Raw genomic sequence first — 14,197 nt, 5'->3', positions numbered from 1 at the left:
AGGGAGACAAATGACGGAAGACAAGCATCGAGCATTAGGGTTAACGGACGAAGATGTATTAAACATGTATGAGACAATGTTACTTGCAAGAAAACTTGATGAGCGCATGTGGCTTTTAAACCGTGCTGGAAAGATTCCGTTTGTTATTTCTTGTCAAGGACAGGAAGCTACACAGGTAGGAGCTGCGTATGCGTTGGATAGGGAAAAGGATTATGTCCTACCTTATTATCGTGATATGGGAGTCGTTTTAACGTTTGGCATGACAGCGACAGAACTGATGTTATCCGGATTTGCTAAGGCGGAGGATCCAAACTCTGGAGGACGTCAAATGCCTGGACACTTTGGGCAGAAAAAGAATCGAATCGTAACCGGTTCCTCTCCTGTTACGACACAAGTACCTCACGCCGTGGGAGTAGCTTTAGGTGGCAAAATGGAGAAAAAAGATTTTGTAAGCTTTGTCACATTAGGAGAAGGGTCCTCTAATCAGGGAGATTTCCATGAAGGAGCAAACTTTGCGGGAGTCCATAAATTACCGGTTATTTTTCTTGTGGAGAATAATAAATATGCCATTTCGGTTCCGGTCGATCGTCAGCTAGCTTGCGAGAAAGTATCAGACAGAGCCATTGGTTATGGTATGCCTGGGTACACCGTGGACGGGAATGATCCATTAGAAGTGTACCGTGTGGTAAGAGAAGCAGCGGATCGCGCTCGAAATGGAGAAGGGCCAACATTAATAGAAGCGGTATCCTATCGATTAACTCCACATTCGAGTGATGATGACGACCGCAGTTACCGAAATAAAGAAGAAGTAGATGAAGCAAGGGAGAAAGATTCCTTACGTACGTTTTCTGCATACTTGAAAGAGGTTGGTTTGTTAACAGAGGAGAAACAAGAAACCTTAGAAAAAGCGATCATGAAACAGGTTAACGAAGCGACCGATTACGCTGAACATGCACCTTATCCGGATGCTGATACGTTGTATGATTTTGTCTATGGTGAGCAAGGGGGAGACAAATAATGGCAGTTTTATCCTATATCCAAGCGGTCACCCAAGCGATGAGAGAAGAAATGGAAAGAAATGAAAAAGTTTTTGTTCTTGGGGAGGACGTCGGGAAACGAGGCGGCGTATTCCGTGCAACAGAAGGCCTGTATGAACAATTTGGAGATGCAAGAGTATTAGATACACCTTTAGCGGAATCAGCAATTGCCGGGGTAGGGATTGGTGCTGCGATGTATGGTATGAGACCCGTAGCAGAAATGCAATTTGCAGACTTTATTATGCCAGCAATCAATCAAATCATTTCCGAGGCGGCGAAAATTCGTTACAGAAGTAATAATGACTGGAACTGTCCAATCACAATTCGTGCTCCATATGGCGGTGGTGTGCACGGAGCGCTCTATCATTCTCAATCCGTTGAGGCCATTTTTGCGAACCAACCAGGACTGAAAATTGTGATGCCATCCACTCCGTATGATGTAAAAGGACTACTAAAAGCGGCAATTCGTGATGATGATCCCGTCTTGTTCTTTGAACATAAACGTGCATACCGCTTGATTAAAGGGGAAGTACCAGAGGAAGATTATACGCTTCCGATCGGTAAAGCAGATGTAAAACGAGAAGGATCGGACGTCACCGTTATTACATATGGATTATGCGTCCACTTTGCCTTGCAAGCAGCTGAAAAACTAGCTGATGAAGGCATTGATGTTCATATCCTTGATTTACGCACCATCTACCCGTTAGATAAAGAAGCAATTATCGAAGCTGCATCGAAAACTGGAAAAGTGTTGTTACTCACAGAGGATACAAAAGAAGGTAGTATCATCGGTGAGGTGGCTGCCATTATAAGTGAACACTGCTTATTTGACTTAGACGCGCCTATTAAGCGATTAGCTGGACCAGATGTTCCAGCAATGCCATATGCGCCTACAATGGAAAAGAATTTTATGGTGAATCCGGACAAAGTGGAGCAATCCATTCGTGATTTAGCCGAATTTTAAGGAGGGGTTTTATGGCTCTCGAAAAAATAAACATGCCTCAGTTAGGCGAAAGTGTGACAGAGGGAACCATCAATACTTGGCTCGTAAAAGTTGGAGACCAAGTGAATAAATATGATCCCATCGCAGAGGTCATGACGGATAAAGTAAACGCCGAAGTGCCTTCATCTTTTACAGGAACGATTAAAGAGCTTGTTGCAGCAGAGGGAGATACACTGTCTGTTGGAGAGCTAATGTGTTATGTAGAAGTAGAGGGTAGTGAAGAAGCGGGTGAACAACAAGTAGAAGAAGAGAATACGAAGAAGACAACTTCTACAGCATCTAGAGAAGAATCATCCATGAAAACGCGTTATTCTCCAGCTGTGTTGAAGCTTTCTCAAGAGCATAATATCCCGTTAGATCAAGTGACCGGGACCGGACGTGGTGGTAGAATTACTCGCAAAGATATGGAAAAGCTCATTGCTAGCGGTGGGGTAACTCCTTCTCCGACAAAAGAAGCAGTAAATACTAAACCTGAGAAAAAGACAGAACCTACTCAGTCAGCGCCATCCATTTCTGTTTCACAAGGAGATATCGAAATTCCGGTAACGGGAGTTCGAAAAGCGATAGCGAAAAATATGGTGACTTCCAAAACGGAAATACCTCATGCTTGGATGATGATTGAAGTCGATGTAACGGATCTTGTTACCTATCGGAATAGCATGAAAGACAAGTTTAAAAAAGCGGAGGGCTTTAACTTAACCTTCTTTGCTTTCTTTGTCAAAGCGATATCCACAGCGCTGAAGGAATTCCCACAGTTGAATAGTTCTTGGGCGGGAGATAAGATTATTCAGCGTAAAGATATTAATATGTCCATTGCTGTTGCAAAAGGACAAGAATTATTTGTCCCTGTTATTAAGAATGCAGACGAAAAAAGTATTAAAGGAATTGCGAAGGACATTCACTTGTTGGCCGATAAAGCACGAACAGGATCGTTAACAGCGAAGGACATGGAAGGCGGTACCTTTACCGTGAATAATACTGGTTCATTTGGATCTGTTCAATCGATGGGTGTCATCAACCATCCGCAGGCAGCGATTTTACAAGTAGAATCGATTGTGAAGCGACCGGTTATTATTAATGATATGTTTGCTGCTCGTGATATGGTGAACCTATGTCTCTCCCTAGACCATCGAGTCCTTGATGGATTAATTTGTGGACAATTCCTTGCACGAGTCAAACAATTATTAGAACAAACGAATAGCGAAAATACCCCGATTTATTAAGGACAAGAAAATTGAATCCGTGGCCGCTTCCTGTTACTATTAGGGGGAAAAGACCTATACGGAGGAGTTGAATGGCATTGGATTTTAATTTGTACATGCATGATGTTGTACATGCTGCTAGGGAAGATATAACCCAAGCGGGATATAAGGAATTAACCAGTCCTGAAGAAGTAGACCAAGCACTTAAACAAGAAGGCACAACTTTGGTGATGGTAAATTCAACTTGTGGTTGTGCAGGTGGTGTAGCGCGACCTGCTGCGGCCCATTCGGTTCACTATGATAAGCGTCCGGACCATTTAGTCACTGTTTTTGCTGGACAAGATAAAGACGCAACAGAACGAGCTCGTGAATACTTTGAAGGATATCCACCTTCCTCTCCATCGTTCGCTCTTTTAAAAGATGGTAAAATTATTTCGATGGTAGAGCGTCACGATATCGAAGGCTTTTCACCTGTTGATGTTGTTACAAAATTACAAGCATTGTTTGATGAACATTGCGAAGAAGTATAATCGTTTGACCCTTGTTGCTTCTGTAACAAGGGTTTTTCCATAATAATGAAAGTGATGAAACCAAAGGAGTCCCATTCGTGAAAATCGGTTACCGTACTTTAAAAACAGCTATAGGTACACCTGTATCCATATGGATTGCGGAGCTTTTCCAATTGGATAATTTTGTGTCTGCAGGCATTCTAACGATTCTTTGCATACAGTCGACCAGAAAACGGTCGTTTCTAAGTGCGTGGCATCGAATAGCTGCTTGTTTATTAGCTATTCTCTTCTCTAGTATTATTTTTAATATAATAGGTTTTCATCCGATATCCATCGGATTATTACTGATTTTGTTTATCCCTGTAACGGTAAAATTTAAAGTTACATCTGGAATTGCGTCCAGTTCTGTTATCCTGTTACATCTTTATAGCGCCGGTCATGTTGATCTTCCATTAATCGTTAACGAATTAGGAATTATCGGGGTTGGGATGGGGATTGCCTTGTTGTTGAATCTGTACATGCCGAGTATGGACGATACTTTAAAAAAGACACAAGACCAATTAGAGGAAAATTTTAAATCGATTCTTTATGAGATATCCATCTACTTGAGAGAGGGAAAACAAACATGGTCGGGTAGGGAGATTATCGATACGGAGGAGTTATTGAATCGGTCCGAAACATTGGTAGCAAGAGATGTGGAAAATCATATTTTTCGTGGAAATCATCTTTATGCTGATTACTTTAAGATGCGTCGCAAACAATTTGATTTGTTAAAGCGAATGCTTTTATTGGTAAGTCAAATTCAAGTAGGCTATGAACAATGCTACCGCTTAGCAGACTTTTTTGAATCCTTGTCGGAATCGGTACACCCTGGAAATACCGCTACCAGACATTTAGATGCGGTAAAACAGTTAAAGCAGACCTTTTCAGAGGATGATTTGCCAAAATCGAGAGAAGAATTTGAAGCAAGAGCTACGTTATTCCGATTAATGTATGACATGGAGCAGTACCTAATCTTTAAACGATCGTTTAAGAAGAGTGATGCTTAAACTTGGGTTCATACCCTTTATTTAACTCCTTTTTTTCAAGGTAATAGGACTCTTAATTGGGAACGTTACTAGTAAAAAAGGAGTGTTCACATGGTTCCGAAAATTTTGCTAAGTCTTGTAATGGTTTTGAGCCCGTTATGGCCATTTGGAGAGAATCCAACACCAGGAGCACCTTTTATCATTATCAATAAACAAACGAATCAATTAGCCCATATAGATGATAACAAAGTTCAACATATTTACCCAGTTGCAACAGGAGCCACGAACTCTTTAACACCAGAAGGGTTACACACGGTATTAGTAAAAGCGATTAATCCTTATTACCGAAAAAAGGATATTCCTGGTGGAGATAAAAAGAATCCACTAGGTACAAGGTGGATTGGGTTTGATGCAGAGGATACGGACGGTCGAACCTATGGAATCCATGGTACAAATAGACCGAGTTCTATTGGGAAAAATGTATCTGCGGGATGTATCCGAATGCAGAATGAAATGGTGGAACAATTGTTTGAGAAGGTACCAGTGGGAACAAAGGTTCTTATCGTAACCACGGGGAAAGACTTCTGGACGTTAGCTATTGAATATAACGCCATTAAAAAAAGCTGAAAGAGCTTCAGCTTTTTAGTGGTGCTATTCTAAATGAATAAGGCTAGTCCAGCAGTTAAGGAAGATAAAACCATAGCGATAATCATAATATAAATAATAACTTTCATTCTTCTTTCCCGCTTAGATAGCTTACGAGGTTGGTTTTGATGTGTAACACTTTTTTTATTCGCCATTTGGAAACGCCTCCTTCAACCATTGCTAAAGTTATTGTACATGGAAAACGAGAATTGGACAAGTCATCATCCGTGGATAAATTGACAACCCTTAGGGGATTCGCTAACGTTAAATAAAAGGAGGAAGGGTATATGTATCAAGTAAATGAAGATCGAATTGTTAAAGAGTTTTTAGAGCTTGTGCAAGTCGATTCAGAGACAAAAAATGAAAAACAGATTGCTGAAGTACTAACAAAAAAATTCAAATCACTGGGGTTGGAAGTTTTCGAAGATGACAGTAAAGAAAGAACCGGACACGGTGCGGGTAATTTGATATGTACGTTAAAAGGAAATAAAGAGGTAGATCCTATTTATTTCACATCACATATGGATACAGTAGTTCCGGGAAAAGGAATTCATCCAACAATCCAAGATGGATACATAGTTACAGATGGAACAACGATTTTAGGAGCCGATGATAAAGCTGGTATTGCAGCGATCTTCGAAGCAATCCGCTTGATAAAAGAACAAAACCTAGACCATGGAGACATTCAATTCGTTATTACAGCTGGAGAAGAGTCAGGTTTAGTGGGGGCAAAAGAACTAGACGTGAGTAAGCTTTATGCGAAATTCGGCTATGCGATTGATAGTGATGGAAAGGTCGGTAATATTATTGTCGCAGCCCCTACACAATCCAAGATACTAGCAAAGGTGAAGGGAAAAACAGCACATGCTGGTGTTGCACCTGAAAAGGGAGTATCAGCCATTACAATAGCATCCAAAGCGATTTCTAAAATGCCTTTAGGTAGAATCGATGAGGAAACGACTGCAAATATCGGAAGGTTTGAAGGCGGTTCGCAAACAAATATTGTTTGTGATTATGTGGAAATTCTTGCTGAAGCACGTTCTTTAGAACCATCTAAAATGGAGACCCAAGTGGAGAAAATGAAGCAAGCGTTTGAAGAAGCGGCTGAAGAAATGGGAGGATCAGTCGATCTAGATATTAAGATCATGTACCCAGGATATAAACGTGGACCGGAAGATCATGTGGTCCAGGTGGCACAAAGGGCTGCCCATAAAGTTGGAAGGGAAAGTCAACTTCTAAAAAGTGGGGGAGGTAGTGATGCAAACGTCATTGCAGGTCACGGAATTCCTACGGTAAACCTTGCTGTCGGTTATGAAGAAATTCATACAACTAATGAAAAAATGCCAATATCTGAATTAGTTAAAATGGCAGAATTGATCACTGCTATTACTCAAGAGGTTGGTCAATCGTAATTAACTTTGGTGCTCTTTTTTGGAAAGGGCACCTTCCTTTTTACCGCGGATTACCGGAGACGGACGAATGGTTTTATTATATGCTATACTAGGAACGAATGTTCTGGAAAGGAGGCGGCTGCGTTGTCAAAATGGTATCCTAAAAATGGACGAGTGATTTTTCATGTAGACATGAATAGTTTTTATGCATCCGTGGAAGCGGCTTACAATCCATCCCTAAGGGGAAAACCGCTTGCTATAGCCGGAAATCCAGAAGAACGTCGTGGAATCGTCGTAACGAGTAGTTATGAGGCTCGTAAGAAAGGCGTAAGAACAACGATGCCTTTATGGGAAGCTCGAAAACTTTGTCCAGATCTAATAGTGATGAGACCAAATTTTGAACGTTACCGTAGAGCCTCCAAGGAAATCTTTAAAATATTTTCAGAAGTCACTCCGTACATTCAGCCCGTTTCTATTGATGAAGGATATATGGATGTCACCGAATGTGAGGAACAAGGTCCGCCACTTGATATTGCAGAAAACATCCAGCGACGCATCAAGGAAGAATTAGACTTGCCTTGTAGTATTGGAGTTGCACCAAATAAATTTCTCGCCAAAATGGCATCAGATATGAAAAAGCCAATGGGAATAACGGTTTTAAGAAAGCGAGATTTACCGACAAAACTATGGCCATTGCCCATTGGCGAGATGTACGGTGTAGGTTCGAAGACAGCAGAAAAATTAAAGCAAATAAATGTTCATACAATTGGCGACCTCGTTCGAGCTGATTCGTATCAACTTAAGAGCTTACTCGGTATAAATGGGGAACGCTTAAAGAATCGAGCCAATGGAATCGACCCAAGTCCCGTTGATCCTGATGCAGTTCACGAATTCAAAAGTATTGGGAGCTCTGAAACACTGCCACATGACACCGTCGATGATGGAGAAATTAAACGTTTATTTCGGCAACTATCCCGTAATGTAGAAAGACGACTAAATCGGAAGCAAGCACTTGGCCAAACGGTGCAAATTACGATTCGTTATCATGATCGAAAAACCGTGACAAGGAGTATTAAGCTTCCTGATTTCATTTCCAAAGAGGACGATATTTTTCTCATTAGTATGGAACTATTTGAGAAGAATTGGAATGGAGAAGCAGTTCGACTTCTTGGGGTCACGCTTCAGGACGTCGCAGAACGGAAGGAAGTCGTTCATCAGCTGGATCTCTTTACCTATGAAAAAGAAGCAAGCAAAGAGGGTCTATATAAGGCGATAGATGCACTAACAGAAAAATACGGAAAAAACCCATTTCAATCCATTCAGATGGAGGACGAGCAACAGCCCAAAACGAGCTTCCAGAAAGACTTTTTGGATGATTATCAAAAATAGCACCTAAACCAGGCGATTGGTTTAGGTGCTTTTGTGTGGAGCGATAGGAAAAACCGAAAAATCATGAGCAATTTCGGAATCATTAAATATAGTCCTTGCTTCTTGCAGGAGATGATCCGTTTCCTGGTATCGAGAAGAAATATGAGTTAATAATAGTTTAGAAACATTCGCATCCTTAGCTAATTGGGCAGCCTGAACGGTTGTAGAATGGAAATAGTCATGAGCAATTTGTTCATCCTGTTCCGAAAAAGTAGCTTCATGGACTAAAACATCAGAATCTTGAACAAAAGATGTCAAACCTTTTACATAACGAGTATCTCCGATGATACTCACTTTTCTTCCAGGAATGTCTGGTCCTATAAAATCTTTACGATAGATGATATCCCCATCATCGAGCCCAACCTTTTCGTTTTCCTTAATCTTTTGATAAAGAGGACCAGGAGGAATGCCATAGTCACGTAGCTTTTCTGGTTGTAATTGGCCAGGTTTGTTTTTTTCTTGAACCGTAAATCCGTAGCTTGGAATACCGTGCTCAACGAGGAGGCAGTTCACGATGAACTGATCATCTTCAAAAAGGACTCCTTCTGTTAATTCATGAACATGAATCGGATAGCTGACTCTCGTTTGACTAACAGCTAGACTTGTTTCCACAAATTCTTTGATACCCTTTGGTCCGTATATCGTAAGAGGGGTATGTCCGTCTTGAAAGGATCGGCTGCTCAAGAAGCCGGGCAAACCAAAAATATGATCCCCGTGCAAATGAGTGATAAAAATTTTATCAATTTTTCTCGGCTTAATCTTTGTATGCAAAATCTGATGCTGAGTCGCTTCTCCACAATCAAACAGCCAAATGGATCCATTTTCTTGCAGCAGCTCTAATGCAATGGACGTTACATTTCGTTGTTTAGAAGGAAGACCGGCACCAGTTCCTAAAAAACGTATATCCATTATATCCAACCACGAGCGTATGGTTTAGGTGGATCCAGCTCTACATGAAGCTCGTCTGCTGCTTGTTTTGGCCAATACGGATTGCGTAAAAGGGCTCTTGCTATGAAGATAAGGTCTGCACGATTATTTTGCAAAATTTCTTCTGCTTGAATGCCGGTCGTAATCATTCCTACAGCGCCTGTATCAATACGAGCTTGCTGTTTGATTGTATCAGCTAAAGGTACTTGGTAACCTGGGTAATCGTTTACCGGGGCAGGAATAACTCCACCAGAACTACAGTCCACAAGGTCTACTCCTAGCTCCTTTAAACGAGTGGAGAAATAAACAAAATCCTCGATATGATTTCCGTTCGGATTGTATTCATTTGCAGATAATCGAACGAATAGGGGGCCATTCCAAACGGTCTGCACGACTTCAACCACTTCTCTTAACAAACGAAATCTATTATCACGATTACCTCCGTATTCATCGGTTCGTTGGTTTGTTAACGGAGAAAGAAATTGATTGATTAAATATCCATGTGCACCGTGAATCTCGATGATATCGAAACCAGCTATTTTAGAGCGAACAGCGGCATCTTTAAACGCTTGGACCGTTGCTTGGATATTCTCTTTCGTCATTTCTTTAGGCGTTTGATATTTCTCGTTAAAGGCTATCGCACTTGGAGCAAAAATATCTCCTTGAACCTGCGATTTTCTACCGGCATGAGCCAATTGGATTGCACTTTTGGCATCATGGGCATGAATTCGTTCGTTCACTCGTGTTAGTCCCTCTAATTGCTGATCATCCCATATACCTAAGTCAAAAGAGCTGATGCGTCCTTCTGGTTGAACAGCTGTGGCTTCCAGCATGACTAAACCTGCTTGCCCAATGGCTCTTGTCTCGTAGTGGGTGAGATGGAATGGTTGTACCGTTCCATCCTCTGGCTCACAAGAGTACATACACATCGGAGCCATCACAATTCTGTTTTTCAGTGTGACATCTTTATAGGTAATCGAACTAAATAGTTTTGCAGTCATGTATCGTTCATCCTTTAATACTAGTTGTTATTTCGTTCCTGTAAAGCGATGTCAGGAACATCTGTAAAAATTGTATCACAACCTAATTTAAAACACCGATTCATTTGACTTGGACGGTTGATGGTATAAACAGCTACTTCGAAATCATTCGCATGACACTTTTTCACGATTCGCTTGTTTAATAATGTATATTTAATATGAAGGCGATTTGCTCCTAAGCTTTTCGTAAAAGGAATCATGAAACGAATTTTACTAGAAGTTAGCCATGCTGTGGCCAGGTCACTAGAAATGTCTTTAAAACGTTTAATACTTTCGGAACTAAAACTAGAAATGACAGTACGAGGAATTAAGTCAAAGGCAACAAGTCGATCATATACAATGGATTCCAAATCCTTGTAATCAATGACATTGTTTTTTAACTCAATGTTTAAATCCAAGGGCTTATCCTGTACCCAGGTTAGAAATTCATCCAGCGTAGGAATAGTTTCCCCTTCGTATTTGTCAGAAAACCATGAACCGGCGTCCAATTGTTTAAGCTCTTCTAACGTATAATCTTGTACAAAACCAGTTCCATTTGTCGTTCTTCGGACATTTTCATCATGGATTAATACAGGGACTTGATCTTTCGTTAATTGTACATCTGTTTCTATTCCCTCAGCATGCATCTCATAGGCTAGCTTAAAAGCAGCCATCGTGTTTTCGGGCGCAACTTTACTTGCCCCTCGATGAGCAAAAATTTTAGTCATTAATCGTTTCACCTCTTAGCTTACTTTCCTGCATTGATTGTGGTACATTTTAACAGAAAAGTCAATTTGAAAGGGGACGTTTCACTTATGTGGAAATGGCAGTCTAAAAAACAACTTACAGAGCTGCTCTGTTCACTCGTACAATATCCGAGTATCACGGGCTCTGAAGCCGAGATCGTCTTACCAGAATATGTGTACAATTTATTAGAAGGTTTTCCATACTTTCAGAAACATCCTCATCATCTTAAACTCCACCCTTTGAAGGATGGTCGTCAGTTATTAACAGCACTCGTTAAAAAGAATTCTGCAAAGGATACGGTCGTTTTGCTCAGTCACTTTGATGTTGTAGGTGTTCATGATTATGGACCGTATCGAAATCTCGCATTCCATCCAGAAGAACTAACGAAAACCTTTCATAAAAACAGAGAGGAGCTTCCAGATCTCGTTCAACAGGATCTCGTCGATGGAGAATGGCTGTTTGGACGTGGTACAATGGACATGAAATCTGGCTTAGCTGTTCACCTCTCCATATTAGAGAAAGCTATGTCTGGTGAGTTTGATGGCAATCTTCTTTTGGTTACTGTTCCAGATGAAGAAGTAAACTCGCACGGCATGATTACAGCATTACCCGTTCTACAACAAATCAAATTGGAAGAATCCCTAGAGTTTGTCGCTTGCTTAAATGGGGAACCGATGTTCAGTAAGTATCCTGGTGATCCGAATAACTATATTTATACTGGTTCGATTGGAAAGCTATTACCAGGCTTCTTTTGCTATGGAAAAGAAACGCACGTAGGAGAACCATTTGCCGGCCTAAATGCTAATTTAATGATAAGCTATTTGGCGCAAGAACTAGAATTAAATGAATCGTTTATTGAAGTAGTTGGGGATGAGGTTACACCACCTCCAGTCAGTTTAATGCAAAGAGATTTAAAAGAAGAGTATTCGGTACAAACACCGACCTCTGCGGTTGCTATGTATAACTTACTTTACTTACAGCAATCCGTAGAAGATATTAATCAAAAGTTGTTAAACGCCGCCAAACAAGCGGCTAAAGGAATAGAAATCCACTTTAAGCAAAAGGTTGAAGCATTCTCTCGTTATTCTAAAGAATTTTCTAATCCGTCATTTTCGGTCAACGTCATGACGTATAAACAACTTCTTGAAATCGCAACATCTAGATTTGGAGAGTCCGAAATTAATCGAAGACATGATTTACTTGTAAGCCAGCGTAGTCAAGGTGACCGTGACTTTTCTACCTTGCTCGTTCAAGATGTAGCTTCCTTATGTAAGGACTTAGCGCCGATGATTATCCTATTTTATAGTCCACCTTTCTATCCGTCCGTTTCTTCTCACCAAGACTCACTGATAGAATGTGTGGTAAGGGATATTAAACGGGAAGCGAAAAAAAGTTATTCCTTGGATATTAAGGACGTAGAGTTTTTCCCTGGCTTATCAGATCTAAGTTTTATTGGGCCTAGTACGAATGATCAATCCATGGATTCTCTCATGGATCATTTACCTATTCAAGGTAAAGGGTATGAGCTTCCTGTTGAAATCATGCAAGAAATAGGGATGCCTATTTTAAATGTGGGGCCATTAGGGAAAGACCCTCATCAATGGACGGAGCGTTTGGAGTTAAACTATAGTTTTGGACAGCTACCTTCGCTCGTTCAAACGACGATTCACTCGCTTTTTAGGCATAGTTAAGAGCGGAAAGGAAGTAATACAACCATGAATCTAGTTGGTAAAACCATTATTGTAACCGGCGCTTCCAGTGGGATAGGGGAACGAATTGCACATCATATTGCCCAACGCGGTGGAAATCTTTTGCTCACAGCTCGTTCCATAGAAAAATTAAAAAATCTTCAAACAGAGCTGATCAATACCTATTCTATCGAGTGCCAGATATATAAGGCGGATTTATTAGATTTAACAGCATGGAAATCCACTTTGGGAGAAATGATTCAGGACGTCCCTAAAATTGATGCAATTATCAATAATGCAGGTTTCGGCATATTTGATAAAGTAGAGGATTCAAAATGGGAAGATACAGAGAATATGTTCCGCTTAAACGTCTTTGCTTTAATTCAAGGGATTCACGAACTGTTGCCACACTTTATATCGAATCGTTGTGGTCATATTGTAAATATTGCATCACAAGCGGGGAAAATTTCTACACCGAAGTCCTCTGCTTATGCCGCAACCAAGCATGCCGTCATTGGTTTTTCCAACGCACTCCGTCTTGAGGTGGAAGAGTACGGGATTCATGTAACAAGTGTGAACCTTGGCCCTGTTGCAACTAACTTTTTTACAAAAGCAGATCCATCAGGAACGTATCAAAAATCGGTAAGAAAGCTGATGCTGGATCCTGATAAGGTTGCACGGCAAGTCGTATCGAATCTTTTCTCGAAAAAACGTGAAATTAATATGCCAAAGTGGATGGATATCGGAAGTAGAATCTATCAAGTTTTCCCTAGCTTGGTGGAAAAAATGCTTCGAAAACAATTAAATAGAAAGTAGGGATAACATGAAATTAACCATAACGGAAGCCGCTTTAAACCGAATAAATTCTAATCGCGAAAATGATCAAGTGCTCTTTATTTTCTACGATACAGAAGATTGTGGCTGTGGGGTGAATGGTGTTCCTGCACTAAGACTTACAAAAGTAAATGGAGAGCATTTACAACCGATAGAATGTGAAGGCATTCCCGTTTTTGTACATCGCCAGCAATCCGTATTTCTAGAAGAAAGTATGACGTTAGATTTTGGAGATAATCGTTTTCGACTAAGTAGTCCAAACGGAATGCTGAATGGATTTATTCCTGAAAGCTCTCTTTTAACGGAGGTTGACATGTAGTGGCAAGAAACAAGCAAGAGGATTCAAATAATCTATCGTTGAAGGATACCTTGGATGCCGACATGCTCCAAAAATTGCAACAGAGGAAAAAGGAGCTTTCGGAACAAGAAGAATCGAATAAAGAGAAAGCAAGGCAACAACGTTTAGAAGAAAAAAGACGAAAAGAAGCGAATAAAAGTTTTGCAGAGTTATTTGAAGAAAGTGATCAGGATTGGCAAAACTATAAATGAAGAGGCATGGACAAAGTGTTTTAATCCTAATAAAATCCGAACTATGGTTCGAAATTCTTTCAGTAGAATTCGAATCAGTTCGGATTTTTCTTTTATGGTGTTTTTGTAAATAGTGTTACTAATTTGATATAGATTGCGACGTAACGAAATAAGAACTAGTATATACTTTATCAAGTTGACTGCTAATGCG

General features: G+C 40.5%; 16 protein-coding genes. 12 read left to right on the top strand and 4 right to left on the bottom strand.

The features are described from left to right. Positions 1-10 precede the first annotated feature (10 nt). From KO561_RS10795 to KO561_RS10770, 6 genes are all read left to right on the top strand, one after another. Complete coding sequence (locus tag KO561_RS10795) at positions 11-1,018, top strand: thiamine pyrophosphate-dependent dehydrogenase E1 component subunit alpha (RefSeq protein ID WP_231093271.1); 1,008 nt, start codon at positions 11-13, stop codon at positions 1,016-1,018. Continuing rightward, on the top strand, positions 1,018-2,001 hold the full coding sequence (locus KO561_RS10790; RefSeq protein ID WP_231093269.1) for an alpha-ketoacid dehydrogenase subunit beta: 984 nt from the start codon (positions 1,018-1,020) through the stop codon (positions 1,999-2,001). The genes KO561_RS10795 and KO561_RS10790 overlap by 1 nt, the downstream gene beginning before the upstream one ends. An 11-nt stretch (positions 2,002-2,012) precedes the next feature. Next, positions 2,013-3,263 carry a dihydrolipoamide acetyltransferase family protein gene (locus tag KO561_RS10785; protein WP_231093267.1) on the top strand — a complete coding sequence of 417 codons (1,251 nt, stop codon included), beginning with the start codon at positions 2,013-2,015 and terminating at the stop codon, positions 3,261-3,263. A 71-nt stretch (positions 3,264-3,334) separates the two neighbouring features. After that, a complete protein-coding gene (locus KO561_RS10780) occupies positions 3,335-3,772 on the top strand; it encodes a BrxA/BrxB family bacilliredoxin (protein ID WP_231093266.1) in 438 nt (145 codons plus the stop codon). Positions 3,773-3,849: 77 nt separating this feature from the next. Then, a complete protein-coding gene (locus KO561_RS10775; RefSeq protein WP_231093264.1) occupies positions 3,850-4,800 on the top strand; it encodes an aromatic acid exporter family protein in 951 nt (316 codons plus the stop codon). Positions 4,801-4,890: 90 nt separating this feature from the next. Then, positions 4,891-5,406, top strand: a complete 516-nt coding sequence (locus tag KO561_RS10770; protein ID WP_231093262.1) for a L,D-transpeptidase — start codon at positions 4,891-4,893, stop codon at positions 5,404-5,406. Between the two features lie 29 nt (positions 5,407-5,435). Here the strand turns inward: KO561_RS10770 and prli42 are convergent, their stop codons facing one another. Continuing rightward, the gene (gene prli42 / locus KO561_RS10765) at positions 5,436-5,579 is read right to left on the bottom strand and encodes a stressosome-associated protein Prli42 (protein WP_231093259.1); all 144 of its coding nucleotides are present in this window, start codon (positions 5,577-5,579) and stop codon (positions 5,436-5,438) included. A gap of 132 nt (positions 5,580-5,711) precedes the next feature. On the opposite strand from prli42, the gene KO561_RS10760 reads away from it, so the two are divergent. After that, positions 5,712-6,836 carry a M20/M25/M40 family metallo-hydrolase gene (locus KO561_RS10760; RefSeq protein ID WP_231093257.1) on the top strand — a complete coding sequence of 375 codons (1,125 nt, stop codon included), beginning with the start codon at positions 5,712-5,714 and terminating at the stop codon, positions 6,834-6,836. A 123-nt stretch (positions 6,837-6,959) separates the two neighbouring features. After that, positions 6,960-8,204 (top strand): DNA polymerase IV, encoded by a 1,245-nt coding sequence (locus tag KO561_RS10755; RefSeq protein ID WP_269140652.1) that lies wholly within the window; start codon positions 6,960-6,962, stop codon positions 8,202-8,204. A gap of 21 nt (positions 8,205-8,225) precedes the next feature. Here the strand turns inward: KO561_RS10755 and rnz are convergent, their stop codons facing one another. From rnz to KO561_RS10740, 3 genes are read right to left on the bottom strand one after another with little or no spacing between them, the layout of a single operon-like run. Continuing rightward, positions 8,226-9,152: a ribonuclease Z gene (rnz, locus tag KO561_RS10750; protein WP_231093255.1), complete on the bottom strand. Its 927-nt coding sequence runs from the start codon at positions 9,150-9,152 to the stop codon at positions 8,226-8,228. Further along, the gene (gene namA, locus KO561_RS10745; RefSeq protein WP_231093253.1) at positions 9,152-10,171 is read right to left on the bottom strand and encodes an NADPH dehydrogenase NamA; all 1,020 of its coding nucleotides are present in this window, start codon (positions 10,169-10,171) and stop codon (positions 9,152-9,154) included. The genes rnz and namA overlap by 1 nt, the downstream gene beginning before the upstream one ends. Before the next feature lie 20 nt (positions 10,172-10,191). Beyond that, on the bottom strand, positions 10,192-10,917 hold the full coding sequence (locus KO561_RS10740; protein ID WP_231093251.1) for a glycerophosphodiester phosphodiesterase: 726 nt from the start codon (positions 10,915-10,917) through the stop codon (positions 10,192-10,194). An 87-nt stretch (positions 10,918-11,004) separates the two neighbouring features. Between KO561_RS10740 and KO561_RS10735 the strand changes: the two genes are divergently transcribed. Genes KO561_RS10735 through KO561_RS10720 form a run of 4 tightly spaced genes read left to right on the top strand, consistent with a single transcriptional unit; the run spans position 11,005 to position 14,007 of the window. After that, positions 11,005-12,627, top strand: a complete 1,623-nt coding sequence (locus tag KO561_RS10735; RefSeq protein ID WP_231093249.1) for a M20/M25/M40 family metallo-hydrolase — start codon at positions 11,005-11,007, stop codon at positions 12,625-12,627. Between the two features lie 24 nt (positions 12,628-12,651). Then, positions 12,652-13,440: an SDR family NAD(P)-dependent oxidoreductase gene (locus tag KO561_RS10730; RefSeq protein WP_231093247.1), complete on the top strand. Its 789-nt coding sequence runs from the start codon at positions 12,652-12,654 to the stop codon at positions 13,438-13,440. Positions 13,441-13,447: 7 nt separating this feature from the next. Further along, positions 13,448-13,777: an iron-sulfur cluster biosynthesis family protein gene (locus KO561_RS10725; protein WP_231093245.1), complete on the top strand. Its 330-nt coding sequence runs from the start codon at positions 13,448-13,450 to the stop codon at positions 13,775-13,777. Further along, positions 13,777-14,007, top strand: coding sequence for a YqkE family protein (locus KO561_RS10720; RefSeq protein WP_231093242.1), 231 nt, complete (start codon positions 13,777-13,779; stop codon positions 14,005-14,007). The genes KO561_RS10725 and KO561_RS10720 overlap by 1 nt, the downstream gene beginning before the upstream one ends. Positions 14,008-14,197 lie beyond the last annotated feature (190 nt).

Source organism: Radiobacillus kanasensis (genome assembly GCF_021049245.1).
Lineage (GTDB): Bacteria > Bacillota > Bacilli > Bacillales > Amphibacillaceae > Radiobacillus > Radiobacillus kanasensis.
This window is presented reverse-complemented; position numbering and strand designations above follow the sequence as displayed.

Bases quoted from the DNA above. Each gene is read 5' to 3' on its own strand.
- KO561_RS10770 (WP_231093262.1), top strand. From the start codon at position 4,891: ATGGTTCCGAAAATTTTGCTAAGTCTTGTAATGGTTTTGAGCCCGTTA.
- KO561_RS10790 (WP_231093269.1), top strand. From the start codon at position 1,018: ATGGCAGTTTTATCCTATATCCAAGCGGTCACCCAAGCGATGAGAGAA.
- KO561_RS10760 (WP_231093257.1), top strand. From the start codon at position 5,712: ATGTATCAAGTAAATGAAGATCGAATTGTTAAAGAGTTTTTAGAGCTT.
- KO561_RS10730 (WP_231093247.1), top strand. From the start codon at position 12,652: ATGAATCTAGTTGGTAAAACCATTATTGTAACCGGCGCTTCCAGTGGG.
- KO561_RS10780 (WP_231093266.1), top strand. From the start codon at position 3,335: ATGGCATTGGATTTTAATTTGTACATGCATGATGTTGTACATGCTGCT.
- KO561_RS10725 (WP_231093245.1), top strand. From the start codon at position 13,448: ATGAAATTAACCATAACGGAAGCCGCTTTAAACCGAATAAATTCTAAT.
- KO561_RS10740 (WP_231093251.1), bottom strand. From the start codon at position 10,917: ATGACTAAAATTTTTGCTCATCGAGGGGCAAGTAAAGTTGCGCCCGAA.
- KO561_RS10785 (WP_231093267.1), top strand. From the start codon at position 2,013: ATGGCTCTCGAAAAAATAAACATGCCTCAGTTAGGCGAAAGTGTGACA.
- namA (WP_231093253.1), bottom strand. From the start codon at position 10,171: ATGACTGCAAAACTATTTAGTTCGATTACCTATAAAGATGTCACACTG.
- prli42 (WP_231093259.1), bottom strand. From the start codon at position 5,579: ATGGCGAATAAAAAAAGTGTTACACATCAAAACCAACCTCGTAAGCTA.
- KO561_RS10735 (WP_231093249.1), top strand. From the start codon at position 11,005: ATGTGGAAATGGCAGTCTAAAAAACAACTTACAGAGCTGCTCTGTTCA.
- rnz (WP_231093255.1), bottom strand. From the start codon at position 9,152: ATGGATATACGTTTTTTAGGAACTGGTGCCGGTCTTCCTTCTAAACAA.
- KO561_RS10795 (WP_231093271.1), top strand. From the start codon at position 11: ATGACGGAAGACAAGCATCGAGCATTAGGGTTAACGGACGAAGATGTA.